The sequence below is a fragment of the Deltaproteobacteria bacterium genome (genome assembly GCA_019308905.1).
In the GTDB taxonomy this organism is placed as follows: domain Bacteria; phylum Desulfobacterota; class BSN033; order WVXP01; family WVXP01; genus JAFDHF01.
Genome location: JAFDHF010000022.1, coordinates 33,274 through 50,970 on the forward strand (window position 1 = coordinate 33,274; position 17,697 = coordinate 50,970).

The 17,697-nt window shown below is 60.5% G+C and carries 14 protein-coding genes; 9 read left to right on the forward strand and 5 right to left on the reverse strand.

The genetic code is table 11. The annotated features are described in order from the left end of the window. Positions 1 to 99 precede the first annotated feature (99 nt). From JRJ26_09085 to JRJ26_09115, 7 genes are all read left to right on the forward strand, one after another. The gene (locus JRJ26_09085; GenBank protein ID MBW2057631.1) at positions 100 to 1,344 is read left to right on the forward strand and encodes an ABC transporter substrate-binding protein; all 1,245 of its coding nucleotides are present in this window, start codon (positions 100 to 102) and stop codon (positions 1,342 to 1,344) included. A gap of 125 nt (positions 1,345 to 1,469) precedes the next feature. Then, positions 1,470 to 2,483 carry an ornithine cyclodeaminase family protein gene (locus JRJ26_09090; GenBank protein ID MBW2057632.1) on the forward strand — a complete coding sequence of 338 codons (1,014 nt, stop codon included), beginning with the start codon at positions 1,470 to 1,472 and terminating at the stop codon, positions 2,481 to 2,483. Between the two features lie 69 nt (positions 2,484 to 2,552). Continuing rightward, positions 2,553 to 4,403, forward strand: coding sequence for an aldehyde ferredoxin oxidoreductase family protein (locus JRJ26_09095; protein MBW2057633.1), 1,851 nt, complete (start codon positions 2,553 to 2,555; stop codon positions 4,401 to 4,403). Positions 4,404 to 4,438: 35 nt separating this feature from the next. Next, positions 4,439 to 5,245: a glucose 1-dehydrogenase gene (locus JRJ26_09100; protein MBW2057634.1), complete on the forward strand. Its 807-nt coding sequence runs from the start codon at positions 4,439 to 4,441 to the stop codon at positions 5,243 to 5,245. 214 nt (positions 5,246 to 5,459) lie between these two features. Then, positions 5,460 to 7,817, forward strand: coding sequence for a glycyl radical protein (locus JRJ26_09105; protein ID MBW2057635.1), 2,358 nt, complete (start codon positions 5,460 to 5,462; stop codon positions 7,815 to 7,817). 90 nt (positions 7,818 to 7,907) lie between these two features. Next, the gene (locus tag JRJ26_09110) at positions 7,908 to 8,813 is read left to right on the forward strand and encodes a glycyl-radical enzyme activating protein (protein MBW2057636.1); all 906 of its coding nucleotides are present in this window, start codon (positions 7,908 to 7,910) and stop codon (positions 8,811 to 8,813) included. Positions 8,814 to 8,834: 21 nt separating this feature from the next. Then, complete coding sequence (locus tag JRJ26_09115; GenBank protein ID MBW2057637.1) at positions 8,835 to 11,186, forward strand: glycyl radical protein; 2,352 nt, start codon at positions 8,835 to 8,837, stop codon at positions 11,184 to 11,186. A gap of 97 nt (positions 11,187 to 11,283) precedes the next feature. Here JRJ26_09115 and JRJ26_09120 read toward each other — a convergent pair whose 3' ends face one another. Genes JRJ26_09120 through JRJ26_09140 form a run of 5 tightly spaced genes read right to left on the reverse strand, consistent with a single transcriptional unit; the run spans position 11,284 to position 14,772 of the window. Next, positions 11,284 to 12,471: an FAD-binding oxidoreductase gene (locus JRJ26_09120; GenBank protein MBW2057638.1), complete on the reverse strand. Its 1,188-nt coding sequence runs from the start codon at positions 12,469 to 12,471 to the stop codon at positions 11,284 to 11,286. Further along, positions 12,468 to 12,995, reverse strand: a complete 528-nt coding sequence (locus JRJ26_09125) for a 4Fe-4S binding protein (GenBank protein ID MBW2057639.1) — start codon at positions 12,993 to 12,995, stop codon at positions 12,468 to 12,470. The genes JRJ26_09120 and JRJ26_09125 overlap by 4 nt, the downstream gene beginning before the upstream one ends. Beyond that, positions 12,992 to 14,086 (reverse strand): FAD-dependent oxidoreductase, encoded by a 1,095-nt coding sequence (locus tag JRJ26_09130; GenBank protein ID MBW2057640.1) that lies wholly within the window; start codon positions 14,084 to 14,086, stop codon positions 12,992 to 12,994. Before JRJ26_09130 ends, JRJ26_09125 begins: the two co-directional genes overlap by 4 nt. 1 nt (position 14,087) lies before the next feature. Next, the gene (locus JRJ26_09135) at positions 14,088 to 14,426 is read right to left on the reverse strand and encodes a (2Fe-2S)-binding protein (protein ID MBW2057641.1); all 339 of its coding nucleotides are present in this window, start codon (positions 14,424 to 14,426) and stop codon (positions 14,088 to 14,090) included. Then, on the reverse strand, positions 14,335 to 14,772 hold the full coding sequence (locus JRJ26_09140; protein ID MBW2057642.1) for a (2Fe-2S)-binding protein: 438 nt from the start codon (positions 14,770 to 14,772) through the stop codon (positions 14,335 to 14,337). The genes JRJ26_09135 and JRJ26_09140 overlap by 92 nt, the downstream gene beginning before the upstream one ends. Positions 14,773 to 15,297: 525 nt before the next feature. Between JRJ26_09140 and JRJ26_09145 the strand changes: the two genes are divergently transcribed. Together JRJ26_09145 and JRJ26_09150 are read left to right on the forward strand one after the other, a co-directional pair. Then, complete coding sequence (locus tag JRJ26_09145) at positions 15,298 to 16,065, forward strand: FadR family transcriptional regulator (GenBank protein MBW2057643.1); 768 nt, start codon at positions 15,298 to 15,300, stop codon at positions 16,063 to 16,065. Between the two features lie 20 nt (positions 16,066 to 16,085). Continuing rightward, positions 16,086 to 17,549, forward strand: a complete 1,464-nt coding sequence (locus tag JRJ26_09150; GenBank protein ID MBW2057644.1) for a trimethylamine methyltransferase family protein — start codon at positions 16,086 to 16,088, stop codon at positions 17,547 to 17,549. The last annotated feature ends 148 nt before the right edge of the window (positions 17,550 to 17,697 follow it).

Consider the following 17,697-nt stretch of genomic DNA (forward strand, 5'->3'; position numbering starts at 1 on the left):
GAACCGGCCGAAAACCGGCTGAAAGGGGGTGATTGAGGGGAGGATAGGAAATCGAAGCATGTAAATCGGTTTGAACTTCAAACAAAAGGAGGGGAACAGATGAAGAGATTGTTTGTCATAAGCGGTTTTGTGCTGGGATTGGCTCTCTGCCTGGTGGTCTTCCCGGTGTCTTCCAGCCCGGCAAAAGAGCCGGTACAGATCGGGGTGATCCTCTCTCTGACCGGTCCTATCGGACCCCACGGCCAGGAGGCCCTCAATGCCACTGAACTGGCGGTGGAGGAGATCAACAGGGCAGGAGGCGTTCTCGGTCGGCCCATAAAACTGCTCGTCGAGGACGGGGAGTCGAGGCCGAAGGCAGGAGTAGAGGCGGCCCACAAGTTGGCCGACGTCAACAGGGTTCCCGTCATTCTCGGAGGGTGGTCGAGTGGGTTGGCCTATCCTGAGGCAGAATACCTCAATAGTGTGAAGGTAGTCTTCGTGACCGATGCCACCACCCTCAAGCTGAGAGACATCGGCCCCTACGTCTTTGACGTGGCCGACCTGGCTGATCAGGCCGTTGCCCTGGTCGATTTTGCCTGGGCCGATATCGGCGCCAGGAGGTTCGCCACCTTGTCCCAGAACAACCCCATAGGTCAGGACCGGGCCGCCGTGACCAAGAAGAGGGTCGAAGAACTCGGCGGGACCTTTGTTGAGAGGATGCTCTACACGGTTGGAGCCAAGGACTTCAGGTCTGATCTCATGAGGCTGATGGCGGCCAAGCCTGATGCGATACTCTGCGATATCTACACCGGGGACGCGATCATCATCCAGAGGCAGCTCTACGAGATGGGCGTGAAGGATTTCTCCAAGTTCTACCAGTACAACCTGGGAGCCATGCTCGGCGTGCCTGACAAGAAGCTCATAGAGGGGATGAAGGGGGCGAGCTACACAACGGCGGGTCCGAGGGCTGCGGACTACAAGAAGAAGTACAGGGAAAAATTCGGGAAGGACTTCAATGACGCCTGGACGCCTCCCTTCTACGATGCCGCCTGGATCGTGGCGATGGCGATCAACATGGCCAACAGCCTCGATTCCAAGGCGATCAGGGACGCCATGTGGCCCGCGGCCTATGTTTTCCAGGGCGTGTCGGCCGGCGGAGACAAGGGCTTCAACCGGTGGGGCATGCAGGCCCTTGATGTGACACAGAAGCTGGTGATCCACGACGGCAAGGCTCTCCCCTACATAGAGAAAGGGGGCACAACGGATATGCTTCCATTCCGTTACGCCGGAGAAGACGGGATCACCCTCCAGTTTGCCCCGTCAGAGGAAGAGTTCATGAAGCTCTACCCGAATTACAAGCCCTAAATCAAACGGCCTTGGGCCCGGTCATTCGATCGGGTCCAAGGCTCATCGCCTTGGTCCGGTCCTCCGGGGAGGGTAGAGGATCGGCTCCGAGGTGCGGCCCCTTGCCCACGCAGCAAGAGGAGATTGTGATTCCGAGGGATTTGAAGATGCCCATGTTTCTGTCGCGAGAGGATCTGAGAGACCTTCTCACCATGCCGGAAGTTATCGAAGCCGTGGAAGAGGGCTTCGTACTGTACAAGAAGGGCCTCTGTACCGTGCCGGTGCGGATGCCCGTGAAGCTCGAGAAATCCGAAGGGCTCTTTCTCTTTATGCCGGCTTCCGTGGAGGAGGAGGGCGCCTTTGGAACCAAGATCGTATCGGTTTTTCCAAAGAACCCGGCCGTGGGGCTCCCGACCATCGATGCGGTCTACCTGCTCAATGACCCGGCCACGGGCCGGTTTCTTGCCCTCATGGATGGAATACTGCTCACCTCCATCCGGACCGGCGCTACCTCGGCGGTTGCGACAAAGCATCTGGCCCGAAAGGATGCCTCGACACTCGGGATTATCGGCACAGGAGCGCAGGCGGCCTTCCAGGCCGAAGGGGTCTGTGCCGTGAGACCGATCGAGCGGGTCTGGGCCTACGATCTGGACCGTGAAAGTGCCCGGAGGTTCGCTGCCAAGGCTGCGGGGAGCCTGGGTATACCTGTGGAGGTGGCCCCTTCGCCACGGGAGGTGGTGGCCGCCTCGGATGTATTGGTAACGGTTACGACCTCGGCCGAGCCGGTTTTCGACGGGCGCGATCTCAAACCCGGCACGCACATAAACGCGGTGGGTACGTACAACCCTGAAATACGGGAGATCGACGACGAAACGGTGAAGAGGTCGAGGATCGTCGTGGATACCTATGAGGGGTGCCTGGCCGAAGCCGGGGACCTGCTGATCCCGATGAAGGCGGGGGTGATCTCCAGAGAGAGCATCCATGCCGATCTCGGGGAGATCATCCTGGGCCTCAAGCCGGGCCGAACAGGGGACGACGAGATCACCCTCTTCGAGTCGGTGGGCTTTGCCCTGGAGGACCTGAAGGCGGCCCTGCTCGCCTACGAGAAGGCCAGGGCCCAGGGCGTCGGGCTGGAGTTGAGTCTCGAAGGAACCCCATGAAAAGAGGCGGCCTCCGGGTGCACCGAGCCGTTCCGGGGGATGCAGGGGTTGGATGGAGGAGCTGGGCCCATGGGAAACGGATACTGGCAGAGAATGCTCAGGGTGGATCTCACCCATCGAAAAACCAGGGTGGAGGAGATCCCTGAAAGGGAGATCAAGAGGTTTATCGGCGGGGCGGGCCTTGGTGCCGAGATCCTGTACAGGGAGCTTCCCGGGAAGATCGATCCCTATGACGGCAGCAACCTCATTATCTTCGGGACCGGTCCGTTCCAGGGTCCCCCCATTCCGGGGGGTGCGAAGTTCAGCATAGTGGGGATCTCTCCCCTCACGCACACCTTTGCGGACACCGCGGCCGGGGCCGACTGGGGGCCTTCGCTGAAAGAGGCTGGTTACGACATGGTGGTGATCGAAGGTCTTTCGGAAGGCCCGGTCTACCTCCACCTTGCAGATGGTCGCGCCGAGATCAGGGACGCCTCCTCGCTCTGGGGGCTCGATACCTTCGACACGGTGGATGCGGTCCGCAGGGAGACCGGGGACGGAAGGCTGAGTGTGGCGGCAATCGGCCCTGCGGGGGAGAGGAGGGTAGCCATCGCGTGCGTGGCTGTGGACAAGCACAGTTTTGCAGGACGTTGCGGCCTGGGAGCGGTCATGGGTTCCAAGAACCTCAAGGCCGTCGCGGTGAGGGGAGCGCGGAAGGCCGAGGTGAGCGATCCTGCGAGGGTGGAAGAACTGACAAAGAGATACCGGCGCCACATCCTCCAGGCGGTTAAGGCAAACGGGTTCAGGGCACACGGCACCCCCGGCCTTTGCGAGACCGCCGAGGGGCTGGGAGACATGCCCATCAAGTACTGGGAAGGGGATGTGTGGCCCGAAGGGGCAAAGAGGCTCGGCGCTCCGAACTACACCGAGGTCCTCAAGGCAAACCCCTTGCCCTGCAGGTACTGCCCCGTGGGATGCCATCGTGGCATTACGATCACGGAGCCCCAGCAATACGTCCAGAGGGGGATCGGCCCGGAATACGAGACCCTTGGCATGATGGGGACCAATCTTCTCATCGACGATCCGAAGGCCGTGGCCTGGGGGAACCGGATCGCCAACCGCCTTGGACTCGATACGATCTCGGCGGGCGCCATGGCGGGCTTTGCCATGGAGTGCTTTGAAAGGGGATGGATCACCGCAAAGGAGACCGGAGGACTGGAGATAAAGTGGGGAGACCCGAAGGCCCTCTTTGCCCTGTTGGAGCAGATCGGCAACAGGGAGGGTTTCGGTTCGATATTTTCCGGAGGCACCCTCGCCGCTGCGGAAGAGATCGGCCACGGGGCGGCTCGGATCGTCGCCCACTGCAAGGGTCTCGATATCCCGTCCCACGATCCGAGGGCATGCATCTCACTGGCTCCGACCTATGCCACGGGGACCCGGGGGGCCTGCCACTTCAGAGGTGGATGTGAAGACATAGAGATGGGAGGGTTCTTCATCCCGGAACTGGGGATCACAGAGGGGACCGTCAGGTTTTTTGAAAGGGAGAATCAGAGTATGGTGGCGGCAAAATGCCAGGACTACTTCGCCCTGCTCAATTCGCTGGTATTATGCGCCTTTATGGTCGACGGCGGTGATATGCCCTTCTCGGGGGTCAGGGACCTCTTCAACGCCGTTACCGGGTGGGGATATAACATCGAGGAGCTGATGGAGGCCGGGGAGAGGATCTTTACCGTGCAGAGGCTCATCAACCTCCGTGACGGTTACGGCGCCGAGACGGACGTACTCCCACAGAAGATGCTCAAGCCGGCCAAGGAGGGGTTCAGGGCGAACAGGGTGCCGCCCTTCGAGGATCTCATGAAGGACTACTACGAGCTGCGGGGATGGGATGCGGCGGGGAAGCCGCTGGAAGAGACTCTCAGCCGGCTGGGTCTGACAGGATAGGCGATGGAGTGTTGGACCGCACGGGAGGGATCCGGGTGAAGCTGGAAGACAGGGTTGCCCTGGTGACTGGTGCGAGCCAGGGGATCGGGCGGGGCATCGCCCTGGGATTGGCCGGAGCAGGTGCTCACGTCGTGGTGAACTGCGACAGGAACTTGGAGGCCGCTGAAGGCGTGGCACGGGAGATCAGGAAACTGGGGCGCCGGTCCCTGGTTGTCCGTGCCGATGTTTCAAAGAAGCCCGACGTGGAGCGGATGGTCGAGGCGGTTCTTGACGGATTCGACAGGATCGACGTCCTGGTCAACAACGCTGGAATCCTGGTGGCGGCAGGCCCCATAGAGGACCTGGCCGAGCAGGACTGGGACCGTGTCATCGAGGTCAATCTCAAGGGGGTCTTTCTCTGTTGCCAGGCCGTGGGGAAGCAGATGATCGAGAGGAGATCCGGGGGGTCGATAATCAATGTGGCCTCCATCTCGGCTGAGATACCCGAGATCAACGACGGTGCCTACACCCCGAGCAAGGCAGGGGTCCTCGGGCTGACCCGCCTGCTCGCCGTGGAATGGGCGAAATACGGCATAAGGGTCAATGCCCTGAGCCCCGGGCCCGTGATGACTCCCCTGCAGAGGGAGTCTTACCCCACCGAAGAGCTCCTGGCTGCGAGAAACAGGGCGGTTCCCATGAACAGGCATGGAACACCCGAAGAGATGGCCAGGGTCGCGGTCTTCCTTGCGTCCGACGACTCGAGTTACATCACCGGCGCGAACATCAAGGTGGACGGTGGCTCCCAGGCGAGCATGTTCCACCTGATCCGCCAGTTGGCCGGTGCGGATCCGAAGGGCGAGTAGAGTCATCTACCAGGGATTCCTCCCGATAGGCTTGCCCGGGACCGGACCGTGGGTGTTGGATATTGGCACCAAGAGGGGCTATAATTATTCGTCATCGAAAAATACCCCTCCAATGAAGATTGGGGGATTTCCGGGGTACCCGCCCGGCGAGGGGAATGCCCTCCCAGTGGGAGGGTTTCTATGAAACGGCCGGTTCCGGCCGCGAGGGTGCTTGATGGCAACAGAGAGGATCAAGAGGCTCTATCAGGACCTGCTCGATGCAAGGCCTTCCATCTCGGTCGAGAGGGCCCGGATCTACACGGAGGCGATCCGGGATGCCGGAGGCATGTCCGTCATCATGCAGCGGGCCGTGGGCCTGTCGAAGGTGCTCAAAGAAAAAGAAGTGAGGATCAACGACAGGGAGCTGATCGTGGGCAGCCTCACCGAGAAGGAGAGGGGAGCCATCGTGACCCCTGAATTCGGGTGGCGCGGGATTCTGGCCGAGTTGGACCTCTTTCCGGCAAGAGAAGCGGACCGGTTGGAGATCTCAAAGGAAGAAAGAGAGGAACTCAGGGCCCTGTTCAGGTTCTGGAAGGGGAAGAGCGTGGAGGAGAACGTCGATTCCCTCCTGAGCCGAAGGGCGCAGAGGGCTCTCAAGACGGGTCTCACCACCCTTGGAGGCCATTCCACGTCCCTGGGCAACATCACACCCGACTACCCCATGCTCCTCAGAGACGGACTGGACGGGATCAGGGCCAGGGTATCGAAGAGGCTGAGAGAGACGCGGGCGGACTGTCCTGGGGCGATCGAGAAGATAGACTTCTACCGGGCAGCCCTGGTGGCGATAGACGGGGTCATTCGATTCGCGGAAAGATACGCCCGACTCGCGGGCCGCCTGGCAGGCAAGGAGGCCTCCCCCGAGAGAAGAGGGGAACTCGAGAGGATCGCGAGGATATGCAGGCAGGTACCGCGCCTTCCGGCACGGGATTTCCACGAGGCGATCCAGTCTCTCTGGTTCATCCATCTCGTATTCCACATAGAATCGAGTCCCCATGCGATCCTCCTGGGGCGGATCGATCAATACCTCTACCCCTTCTACGAGAGGGACCTCAGGGAAAACCGCCTGACCAGAGAGGAGGCAAAGGAGCTGCTCGAGTGCCTCTGGATCAAGACCACGGAACTCATAAAGATCCAAGACGATTTCTACAGCAGGGCCTTTTCGGGTTTCCCCCTTTTTCAGGTGGCGATGGTGGGGGGCGTCGACGGAGACGGTGATGACGTGACCAATGACCTCTCCCATCTGATTCTCGAGGTGGTCGGGGACGTGAGAACCACCCAGCCTTCGATCTCCTTGAGGTACAATCAGAGGACACCCGACGATTTCATGAGAAAGGCGTGCAGGGTGGTCGCCTCCGGAGTCGGTATCCCCGCTTTTGTCAACGACGGCGTGATAATCCCGAAGATGCTGCGGAGAGGTGCCACCCTCGAGGAGGCGAGGGACTACGTCACCAACTGCATCGAACCGGAGATACCCGGGATGACCGACTCGAGGGCCCACTCGGGGTATGTCAACTTCGGCAAATGCATCGAGTTGGTCATGAACAACGGGATCGACCCCCTTTCAGGAGAAAGGGTAGGTGTGGAGACGGGTGAGCCGAGGTCGCTCAGGGGATTCGACGACTTCCTGGGGGCGGTCCTTGAGCAGATCCGGTTCGCGGTCGGCCTGATCGAACAGTCCTATAATGCCTGTGAGTTGGTCCACAGCCGGCTTGCCCCCGAGGTCTTTCTCTCCCTTTTTATCAGTGACTGCATCGAATCGGGCAAAACCCGCCAGGCAGGAGGGGCGCGGTACAATCATTCCACGATCTTCGGGACGGGCCTCGCCACCCTCGTAGATTCTCTGGCCGCGGTGAGAAAGGTGGTGTACGAAGAGGGCATCGTCGGCCTGGACGGCCTGAACCGGATCCTCTGCAAGGATTTTGCCGGGGAGGAGCGGTTCAGGCAGATGCTTCTCAATAGATGCCCCAAGTACGGGAACGACCTGGACGAGGTGGACAGCCTCGCGAGAAGGGTTGTGAGGTTTTTCTGCGAAACGGTTCAATCCCGAAACTGTCTTCGCGGGGGCACGTATCTCGCTGAACTCCACTCCGTAACCATGCACGCTATTTTCGGGAAGATGTGCGGGGCCACACCCGATGGAAGGAGGAAGGGGTATCCTCTGTCCGACGGCGTCTCTCCGGTTCAGGGTGCGGACAGGGCCGGGCCTACGGGGGTGATCAAATCGGTCGCAAAGATCGATCACCTGAACGTTCTCAACGGCACGCTTCTCAACCAGAAATTCTCCCTGGGCGCCCTGAAAGGGGAGGCCGACTACGAGAAGTTCTCCTCCCTCATAAGAACCTATTTCGCCCTGGGCGGCCACCACGTTCAGTTCAACGTCGTGGCCGGCGAGACCCTCAGGAAGGCCCAGTCGAGGCCCGAGGAGTTCAGGAGCCTCATCGTACGCGTGGCGGGTTACAGCGCCTTCTTCAATGAATTGACCAGAGAGGTGCAGGACGAAATCATCGACAGGACAGAACACCAGACCCTGTGAAGGGGCGCAGGGAAGGGTGCCGGCAGGGCGTTGAAATCCGATTTCAGGACCCCTTCCTTGTCTGGGGAATAGGGGAAGCAGAACGAAGAAATGGCCGAGGGCCTCATATTCGACATCAAACGGTATGCGATCCACGACGGGCCGGGTATCCGGACGACGGTCTTCCTGAAGGGATGCCCTCTCACGTGCTGGTGGTGCGACAACCCGGAGAGCCAGAGTCGTGAGAGGGAGTTCACCTTCTGGCCCGACAGGTGCCTCGGGTGTGATGCCTGTATCGAGGCATGCACGAGGGACGCGGTGGTAAAGGACGACGGGGGGATGCGGCGGATCGAGGCATCACGGTGCGACTTCTGCATGTCGTGTGTGGAGGAGTGCTACCCTGGGGCCCTGCAGGCGGTCGGCCGCCGGATCGATGTGGATGCCCTGCTCGACGAAGTCGAGAAGGACCTGGACTTCTACAGGGCCTCCGGGGGAGGGGTCACCTTTTCAGGGGGAGAGCCCCTTTCCCAGCCCGAATTCCTCCAGGAAATCCTTGCCGCCTGCAAGGGGAGGGGGCTCCACACGGCCGTTGATACGTGCGGTTATGCCTCCTGGGCAATCATCAAGAAGGTGGCCCCCTATGTCGACCTTTTCCTTTACGACGTCAAGCTCATGGACGAGGAGAAGCATCGGCGGTATACGGGTGTTTCAAACAGGCTGATCCTCTCAAACCTGCGAAGGCTGGCAGGTGCCAACCGCGTGGTCGTCCGCATGCCTCTCGTCCCCGGGATCAACGACGACAGGGAGAACACGAGGCGTCTCGGGGAGTTTCTTTCGGGTCTGGAGGGGATCGAGGGGGTCGATCTTCTTCCCTATCACAGGTTGGGGGTCTCGAAGTACGAGAGGGTCGGCAGGAGATATGTCTTGAATGGCACGGAGTCTCCGGCTCCGGTGGAGATCGAGGCCGTGCGCGACACCTTGGAGAGAGCGGGTTTGAGGGTAAGGATCGGGGGCTAGCGGCGAGGAGGTGCGGGGTTTGTGAACGAAAGAATCGAGCGTCTGAGGAATCGAAGCATCCAAAGCGAACCGGAGGTCTTTGCCGAGAGGGCCCTTCTGGTAACAGAGGCATACAAGCAGACCGAAGCGTTTTCCCCGCCCATGCGGAGGGCCTTGGTCCTCAAGTACCTCCTCGAACATATGACGGTCGTGATCAACGAGGATGAGCTTATCGTGGGGGAGAAGACCACAGAGTACCGGGGTTCCCCCCTCTACCCCGAACAGTACTGCATGACCCTGGAGGAGCTCGAATCGATCGAGAAGAGGGAACACGCCCCCTTCAAGGTGGGAGGCGAAACGAGGAGGGTCCTTTCCGACAGGGTCATCCCCTACTGGAAGAACAAGACGATGTATGACCGGATCATGGCGGCCATGGATGACCGGTGGAAAAGGGCCCTGGAGAACGACGTCTTCACCGAGTACATGATATCCAGAGCCCCGGGACACGTGAATCTCGACGGGAAGGTCTTGACCAGAGGGCTCCTGGGACTCAAGAAGGATGTGGCAGAGGCGTTGAAGAACGTCGATTTCTCGGCTCCTGATTGCTACCGTAGGATCGAGGAACTGAAGGCCATGGAGGTGGCCATCGACGGCGCCCTTGTCTTTGCTCAGAGGCACAGGGCAAAGGCTCTTGAACTGGCAAGCAAGGAGAAGGATCCCCGGAGAAGGGAGGAACTGAAGAGGATCGCCAGGGTATGCGGCCGTGTGCCCGCCTACCCTGCCAGGAACTTCCATGAAGCCCTCCAGTCGTACTGGTTCATCCACCTGATCACCCTGCTCGAGGCGAACAACTGGGCTATCGGTCCCGGCAGATTCGATCTCTACATGTACCCCTTCTACAAGAAAGACATGGAAGAGGGCATCATCACCCGGGCCGATGCAGAGGAACTCCTCGAGTGCCTCTGGGTCAAGTTCAACAACACGGTCGCCCCGGCCAAAGAGACCAAGACCGCCGGGATGAGTGCCACCTACAACGATTTCGCCCTCCTGAACATCGGCGGCTTGAACGAGGAGGGGTTGGACGGGGTGAACGAACTCTCCTACCTGCTCCTGGACGTGATCGCGGAGATGAGGTTGATTCAGCCGAACTCGATAGTCCTCATATCCGAGAAGACGCCCGAGAGGTTCGTCACCAGGGTGATGGAGGTGGTGAAAGAGGGATTCGGGCAGCCCGCGCTCTTCAACGCAGACCTGGTGGTCCAGGAGCTCCTGAACAAGGGGAAGACCCTTGCAGACGCCCGGCTGGGCGGCCCGAACGGCTGCGTGACGGTCAACGCCTGCGGCAAGGAGAACATGGCTTCCTCGGGTTACTGCAACTGGGTGAAGATCTTGGAGATCACGCTGAACAACGGCATCAATCCCTCCACCGGCGACCTGGTGGGGCTTCGGACCGGTCGAGACTCCGGGTTTTCGAGTTTCGACAGGCTCGTCGATGCTTACAGGAAGCAGTTGGAGTACTTCATCGATATCAAGGTGAAGGGCAACAATCTCATCGACATGATCTACGCCGAACACATGCCGGTTCCCTTTCTGTCGGTTCTTGTTGACGATTGCATCCAGAAAGGCAAGGACTTCCATGCAGGTGGCGCCCGTTACAACATGTCCTACATTCAGGGGGTCGGGCTGGGGACGCTCGCCGATTCGCTCGCAGCGGTCAAGAGGGTTGTCTTCGATGAAAGAATGATCACCCTGGACGATCTGTTGAAGGCCATGGAGGCGAATTTTGAGGGGTACGCGCGGCTCAGGCACTATCTGCTCAACAGGGTCCCCAAGTACGGCAACAACGAGGACTACGCCGACAGCATCATGAAGAGGATGGTGGACATCTACTACGAGGTGGTGAACGACCGGCCTTCCTCCCGGGGAGGAAGGTACGGGGTCAACCTCCTGCCCACCACGGTCCACGTCTACTTCGGCTCGGTGAGCGGGGCGACACCGGACGGGAGGCTGGCGGGCAAGCCCTTCTCAGACGGTATATCCCCTTCCCACGGGGCGGACCGCCGGGGTCCCACGTCGGTCATAAACTCGGCCGTCAAGATGGACCAGGCGAGGTTTTGCGGTACCCTTCTCAATCAGAAATTCTCTCCTCAGGTTCTCAGGAGCCCCCAGGATCTCAAGAAGTTTTCCTCCCTCGTGAGGACCTATTTCAGGGGGAACGGCCACCACATCCAGTTCAACGTCATAGATGCCGCCACCCTGAGGAAAGCCCAAGCCCATCCCGAGGAATACGGGAACCTCGTTGTGAGGGTCGCCGGCTACAGCGACTACTTTGTCAGCCTCTCCAGGGATCTGCAGGACGAGATCATCGCAAGAACAGAGCAGGAATCCATCTAGACGGGTGGATCGTGGAAAAGGGGTGGTCCTTACCGGCTGCTCTCGAGCCATTGATCCTTCGATGCCTCGGCTGGCGGCCCTCCCATGACACCGGGGGCTAGCCAGAGGCGGAGAGCCTCTCGTATCGGAAGTCGTCCAGGGAAAGGGAGGTCCTGCCCGTCGTGATCTCCTCGGCGATAAGCTTTCCCGTTATGGGTGCCAGGGCGACTCCCTCGCCCGCATGGCCGGTGGCGATCGAGAAGCCCGGAAGCCCGAGAACCCTCCCCAGGATCGGATGCCCGTCCGGCATGCAGTAGGGACGCCAGCCTGCAATGAAGCGGATGCAATTGACTTCCTTCATTTCCGGCAGGAAGCCGAGAAGATGTCGTGCCAGGGCCCGCAGCACCTCGAGGGTCGGCTCGGACACGAACCCGGCCATGTCCCGGCTGGCCCCGATGGTCCAATTCCCGCTTGCGTGCTGGGCAAAAGACCCTCCGATTCCCAAGGCGAGTCGTTTTCGAGCCCTTTCGTCTTCGGCCCGGGCTTCGATCCCGTATGCGGTGGCCAGGTAGTCACCGTCCAGGATATATGGGTATTCCGCCTCGGGTACCTGCTCCGTAATGATGAGCTGTCCCCGCTGGGGTTCAACAGGGATATCGAGACCCACCATCCTGCCGATCCGTCTCGACCACGGCCCTGCTGCACAGACCACATGGCCGCAGAGAATCTCCGCGCCTCCCTCGATGTCGAGGCGATACTCCCTCTTGCCCATGGGCCTTATCTCCCTGACCGTAGAGCCTGTCAGAATCCGGGCGCCGAGCCTCTCTGCCGCCAGGGCAAAGCCGTATGTCGTCCTGAAGGGGTTGACCTGGCAATCTACGGGGCTTTCAAGAACCGCACGGAAAGGCTCCACATCCCCTCCGGGAAAGCGGCCGAGCCTTTCCGGGTCCCAGAAATCGACCTCCATGCCCATGCGGGTCAGGTCTTTGTATCGTTGCCGGAGCAGGGGAACCTGGTAGTCCTCGCGGGCGACAAGGAGCGATCCAGTCCTCCTGTACTCCACGTCGTATCCGATTTCGTCTGCGAGCCCGCTGTAGAGTCTAGCACTGGCCAGGGTGAGGGGAATGGTCTTCAGGTCGAATATCTGAACGGCCATACCCCCCTGGTTCGCACTGGAGGCACCGGAACAGAGGTGGCTCCTCTCCAGCAGCGCCACGGAGGCCCCCCCCTTGGACAGGTAGTAGGCCACGGCGCAGCCGATGATCCCGCCGCCGACGATTCCAACATCGAATCTCGCCGCCCTCATCCCTCTCTCTTCAGTCGCTTCATGCTTCTCACTTCCATGGCAAGCTCTTTCGGCACTGCCACGGTGATGACCGCGGTGTGATCGAACCTCTTGGGCTTCTGCACGCGCAATACCTCTGCCCGGCAGACCACTTCACCGGCCCTGTTCACCCCCTCGACGATGTCTCCCTTTGCGGGCATGGGGAGGAACTCGTAAGGAAAAGAGACGGAAGCCCTGTCTTCTGAATAGGTCATGTCCACCAGGAAGATCGCCTGACCGGGACAGACGGGGATACAGTTCCCACAGCCGTTGCACTTTTCCCCGTAGAAGACGGGGAGGTTCGTAATCGGATTGCCCACATGGATGGCACCTCGGCGGCACGCCGCCTCGCAGGGATTGCAGGGAATGTCCTGCACGCACTCGATCACGGCAATCGGCCCCCTTGCAAGGAGCTCCGGGCCCGGGTAACCCGGTGAAGCTCTGAGCTCTTTCATAGAGGGGATCCCGGTCTTTCGAACCCCTCCGGTCTCCGTTTCACCCTTCATACCGTCTCCCGCGCTTGTAGAATCTGCTCTTTTGAAATCGCCCGGCCCTCGCCGAAGGACCCCATACGCAGAGCCGCGAGGCGCTTGTGCACTTCCCCCTTCTTCTTCTCCCCCCGTTCACGGGTCAGATGGCCGAGGGATTGGGCGGCGGCCAGTCCTGCCAGCCTGCCCTCTTCCATGGCCGTGGAAGCCTCCTCGATGCCTGCCAGGTCTCCGGCTACGTATATCCCCTTCCTGGTTGTCTCCATGTTTCCGTCATGGAGGGGGACCCAGCCGCCCAGGGCCGGGATGTAGCGGAACTCGCAACCGGCCATCCACGCCAGTTCGGCCAGAGGGGATAACCCCACGGCCAGACAGATGGTATCGACCTCCAGGGTTCTTTCAGTACCCGCTATGGGCTTCCAGTTCTCGTCCACCCGGGCGATCACCGCCCTCTCGACGCCCTCCCTTCCCTCGGCCCGCAAAACGGTGTGCCCGGTCAGGATGGGAACCCCGGCGCGGCGGACCTTGGATGCATGAACGCCGTATCCCCCGATGGCAGGAAGGCCCTCGACGACGGCGACTACCTTTGCTCCTGCCTGGAGGAGCTGATAGGAGACGATGAGGCCCACGTTGCCGGCCCCGACCATAAGGGCGCGCTTTCCCGGAAGCACGCGATGAATGTGGATCAGGGTCTGGGTGGCACCCGCGCCCATCACCCCGGGCAGGGTCCAACCCGGAAAGGCCAGAGCATTTTCACTGGCTCCTGTGGCCAGTATGACTGCATCCGCCTCGAGCTCTTCGGTGTGGTGCTCCCTGGCCAGCCCGAGACACCGGTCCGAAAAGATCCCGTAAACCACCGTATCGAGCAGGGTTGCGACGCCGGCTTCCTCGGCCTCCCTGAGAAGATCGAGGCCGATCTGCACGCCCCGGGTGCCGGCACGATGGGCCTCTGAACCGAAGAATTTGTGGATCTGTTTGAAGAGCTGTCCTCCAGGGCGTTGATTCTCGTCGATCACGATGACCCGGGCTCCGGCCCGGCCGGCCTCGATGGCCGCCGCCATCCCGGCCGGGCCGGCTCCGACTACGGCGATCTCGGTCTTCCTTGCCATACTAGCCCTTCCTTTTTCCGCCTCCACCGCGGCCTCCCCATTTCCCGCGGCCGACCTGGGTCTGGACGATCATGCCGTCACGGGCCGGGGTGACGCAGGTGCGCACGTTGGGCTGGCCGTCTACGGTCATGACGCAATCGGTACAGCGGCCCAGGGCACAGAAAAGGCCGCGTGGCTCCCGCCGTTTCGCAGTGTATCGGAAAACGCGGTGTCCCCCGGCGAGCAGAGCCGCGGCGATCGGTTCACCCTCAAAAGCAACTACAGGGTTCCCGTCCACGGTCAGGGTGATCCTCCTGCCCCTCTCTGCCCTGCCGAGAATGGGATGATCCTCGATGCGCATCGATATCATCTCCTCCAGGTGATTCTTCCCCCCTGAGATTCCTCTTATCACAAGGGATGCCCTCCTGATTCTCCTCCCCTGGGGTCGTGACCAGAGCAGCCATGGGGAAGACCCGTACCGGGGGGCGAAAGGTCGCGGGTTTCACAACGGAGAGGGGCTGTCCTGTCTCGGCCGCCAGGATGGCTGTGACGAGCCTTCCACATGTCTTGCCCTGGCACAACCCCTGGCCGGCACGGGTGAGCCGCTTCACCTCGTTCATCCGGGTGAGGCCGAGCCCGATGGCCTCCTTGATTTCGCCCCTGGTTACCTCTTCACAACGGCAAATGATAAGATCGTCCTCTCTCATGTCCATCCCGTAAGGTCCCTGTGAAGGCCGGGGGTCGTATTCCCCGGTAAAGGGGTCCTTGCATTTTCAGAACAGGTATGGAGGTCTTGGTCTCGGCAACCGGGTCTAAGAGAGGGCCCTCTCCAGCGCCCTGCTCGCCCGGCTTCCCGTGAGGAAGAACCCGTCTTGATCGGTCTTGATCCCCTGATGCCCGAAGATCTCGACCGCCTCGGGTTCATGGAACCCAGCCCCGGCATCCCTCAGGATCGCCGGAGAGGCATCGTGAAAGGCCTGCAGATCCCTGTCTCTCGGTTTTCGGTCCCGTCGTCCACGGCCTTGATGTCTTCCTGTTTCTTGGTTCCCCCGAGCAACCTCTTGATGACGTTCAATGATTGATATATTGAATCATATCTCGCGGAAGGTCAAGGGCTTTTCCCGGAAATTTTCCTATAGATTTTCTGTCATTCTGTTGTTATAGTAAGACTGACTTGGAGTCGAGATCCGGGCTCCCGCTCCCGACATCCACTGCCAGGCGAGGAGGTCTTCATGATTCAGCCACCCTTTAGAAGGGTTCAGCCCACGAGGAACTACGAGCAGGTGGCCCAGCAGATCCAGCAGGCGATTATCGAGGGGCATTTCAAACCAGGAGATAAACTGCCACCCCAGAAGGAACTGATGAACCTCTTCCACGTGAGCAAGTTCACCATCATGGCGGCTATCCGGAGTCTCGAAAAGTCGGGCCTGGTCTACACCAAGTCAGGAGCCACGGGCGGTACATTCGTCTCGGAGCTCAACACCGCCGGCTTCAGCGAATCTCTGAGGCTCCTTCTGAGCATGAAGAAGGTGCCTCTCGAGGAGTTGGCCGAATTCCGCCTCACCGTGGAGGGGCGGGTGGCCTACTGGGCTGCCAGGCGCAGGCGGAAGGAAGACATAGCAAGGATGGAGGGACTTCTGGAGACAATGGCCGCCATTCTCGATTCCGATGGGCACGCCGAGAGGCTGGTTCCGGTTGACATGGAATTCCATCTCGCCGTTGCAAAGGCCTCCCGCAACACCCTCTTTCTCGCCATCATGGAGACAATCCACGAGTGTTTCCATCCGATCTTTTCATATGTTCCCCAGGAGAGCTGGGCCAAGACCTACCCGGATCTTGTAAGGGTTTTCCAGGCGGTCAAGGCAAGAGACGCCCGTGCAGCAGAGAAGGCCATCAGGGAGCACATCGCACGGTCCAGCCGGCTCATCCTTCGCCAGTTCAGAGAGAAAAAGGTGAAGCCCGAGCTTTTCATGGAGTCCGGTGTCTATGACACATTCTGACACCGCCGAGGAGGAAGATCATGAGAATAAATCTCGAGGTCTCCGAATCGACCCGGTTTTCGGTTCTTTCGGAGGACCAGGCCGAGTCGATTTTTCACGGCATGTTGGAGGTGCTCCATCGGACCGGCGTGGCCATCCATCACGAAGAGGCCAGATCGCTTCTGGAGAAAGCAGGGGCCCTGGTCGACGGTATCCGCGTCCGCATCCCACCCGGCCTCGTGCGGGAGGCCCTCTCCACGGTTCCACAGGAGACGCTTGTGTACCGCTGGGACGGCTCGGGAGTGATGCGCCTCAGGAAGAATGAAGTCTATTTTGGGCCTGGACCTACATGCCCGAACTTCATCGATCCAGACACGGAAGAGCGGCGCCCCTATCTGCGAAAAGACGCGGCCCAGGTGGCACGGGTATGTGATGCCCTGCCCAATATCGGCTTTGTGGAATCCCTCGGCAGCATAAGCGATGTGACCCCGCCTCTCGCAGACGTTTATGAGTTCGCGGAGATGGTCACCCATACGTCTAAACCGATCGTAGCCTGGTCATTCAGCCGGGACACGTGCCGGGACATCCACCGGATCGCCATCGCCGTGGCGGGCGGAGAGGAGCAGTTCAGACGGAGGCCGAACTACATATTCTACTGCGAGCCCCTCTCGCCCCTCACGAGTGACCATGAGGCCATGGACAAATTGCTCTACTGTGCCGAGAACCGTATCCCCCTGGTCTACACCCCCTGCTGTATCGGCGGGGGAACCGCCCCTGCGACCGCGGCCGGGCTGCTGGTCAATGCAATGGCCGAGTCGGTCCATGGGCTGGTGGTGGCACAGCTCAAGGGGAAGGGAACCCCCCACATCATGGGCGGTGTCGTCTCGATCATGGACATGCGGCATTCAACCCTTTCCTACGGTGCCCCGGAGCTGAGCCTCTTCAGTGCCGCTCTGACCGACATGGCCAAATACCTGGGGCTCCCTGTCTGGTCCACCGCGGGATGTACCGACGCCAAGGTCTTGGAACCCCAGGCTGCTTTGGAGGCTGCCCTGTCGATCCATTCTGCCATGCTCAGCGGTGCCAACCTGGTCCATGACGTGGGGTATACCGAGTCAGGCATGACGGGGTCTCTCTTTCAACTGGTGATGAGCGACGAGATAATAGGAATGAGCCGGCGCATCAGTCGGGGAATCGACTTCACCTCCGAGACCCTGGCCGTGGAGGCCATCCACAGGGTGGGGCCGGGGGGGAACTTCCTGGCAGACGACCATACCATTGACCATTACCGGCGCGAGCATTGGCGGCCCAGCCTCATGGACCGGTGGAACTACGAGACATGGGTCGCCCAGGGCAGGAAGACCATGGGTGACCGGGTCAGAGAGAAGACCCGGGAAATCCTCTCGACCCACAGGGGACCGGAAGTACCGGAAGGTGTCAAGAGTAGGATTTCCGAGATCCTCGAGGCGGCCGAGGAGCGCGAAAAGAGGAAGGCCGGGAAATAGTAAGGTAGAGAGAACGATGAAGGGAACCAAACCGGAGGAGGACGGAGATGAGGGTGAATCTAGTGGAGCAGCGGGGGCCTGTGTTTGGGGTATTGACCGAGGGGCAGATTGAGGCGATATACGGGGCGGCCTTGGAGGTATTGGAGAG

Coding starts and splice junctions, on each gene's coding strand:
- JRJ26_09085 (MBW2057631.1), top strand. CDS start 100: ATGAAGAGATTGTTTGTCATAAGCGGTTTTGTGCTGGGATTGGCTCTC.
- JRJ26_09120 (MBW2057638.1), bottom strand. CDS start 12,471: ATGAGGGCGGCGAGATTCGATGTTGGAATCGTCGGCGGCGGGATCATC.
- JRJ26_09105 (MBW2057635.1), top strand. CDS start 5,460: ATGGCAACAGAGAGGATCAAGAGGCTCTATCAGGACCTGCTCGATGCA.
- JRJ26_09145 (MBW2057643.1), top strand. CDS start 15,298: ATGATTCAGCCACCCTTTAGAAGGGTTCAGCCCACGAGGAACTACGAG.
- JRJ26_09125 (MBW2057639.1), bottom strand. CDS start 12,995: ATGAAGGGTGAAACGGAGACCGGAGGGGTTCGAAAGACCGGGATCCCC.
- JRJ26_09110 (MBW2057636.1), top strand. CDS start 7,908: ATGGCCGAGGGCCTCATATTCGACATCAAACGGTATGCGATCCACGAC.
- JRJ26_09140 (MBW2057642.1), bottom strand. CDS start 14,772: ATGAGAGAGGACGATCTTATCATTTGCCGTTGTGAAGAGGTAACCAGG.
- JRJ26_09150 (MBW2057644.1), top strand. CDS start 16,086: ATGAGAATAAATCTCGAGGTCTCCGAATCGACCCGGTTTTCGGTTCTT.
- JRJ26_09095 (MBW2057633.1), top strand. CDS start 2,553: ATGGGAAACGGATACTGGCAGAGAATGCTCAGGGTGGATCTCACCCAT.
- JRJ26_09135 (MBW2057641.1), bottom strand. CDS start 14,426: ATGCGCATCGAGGATCATCCCATTCTCGGCAGGGCAGAGAGGGGCAGG.
- JRJ26_09130 (MBW2057640.1), bottom strand. CDS start 14,086: ATGGCAAGGAAGACCGAGATCGCCGTAGTCGGAGCCGGCCCGGCCGGG.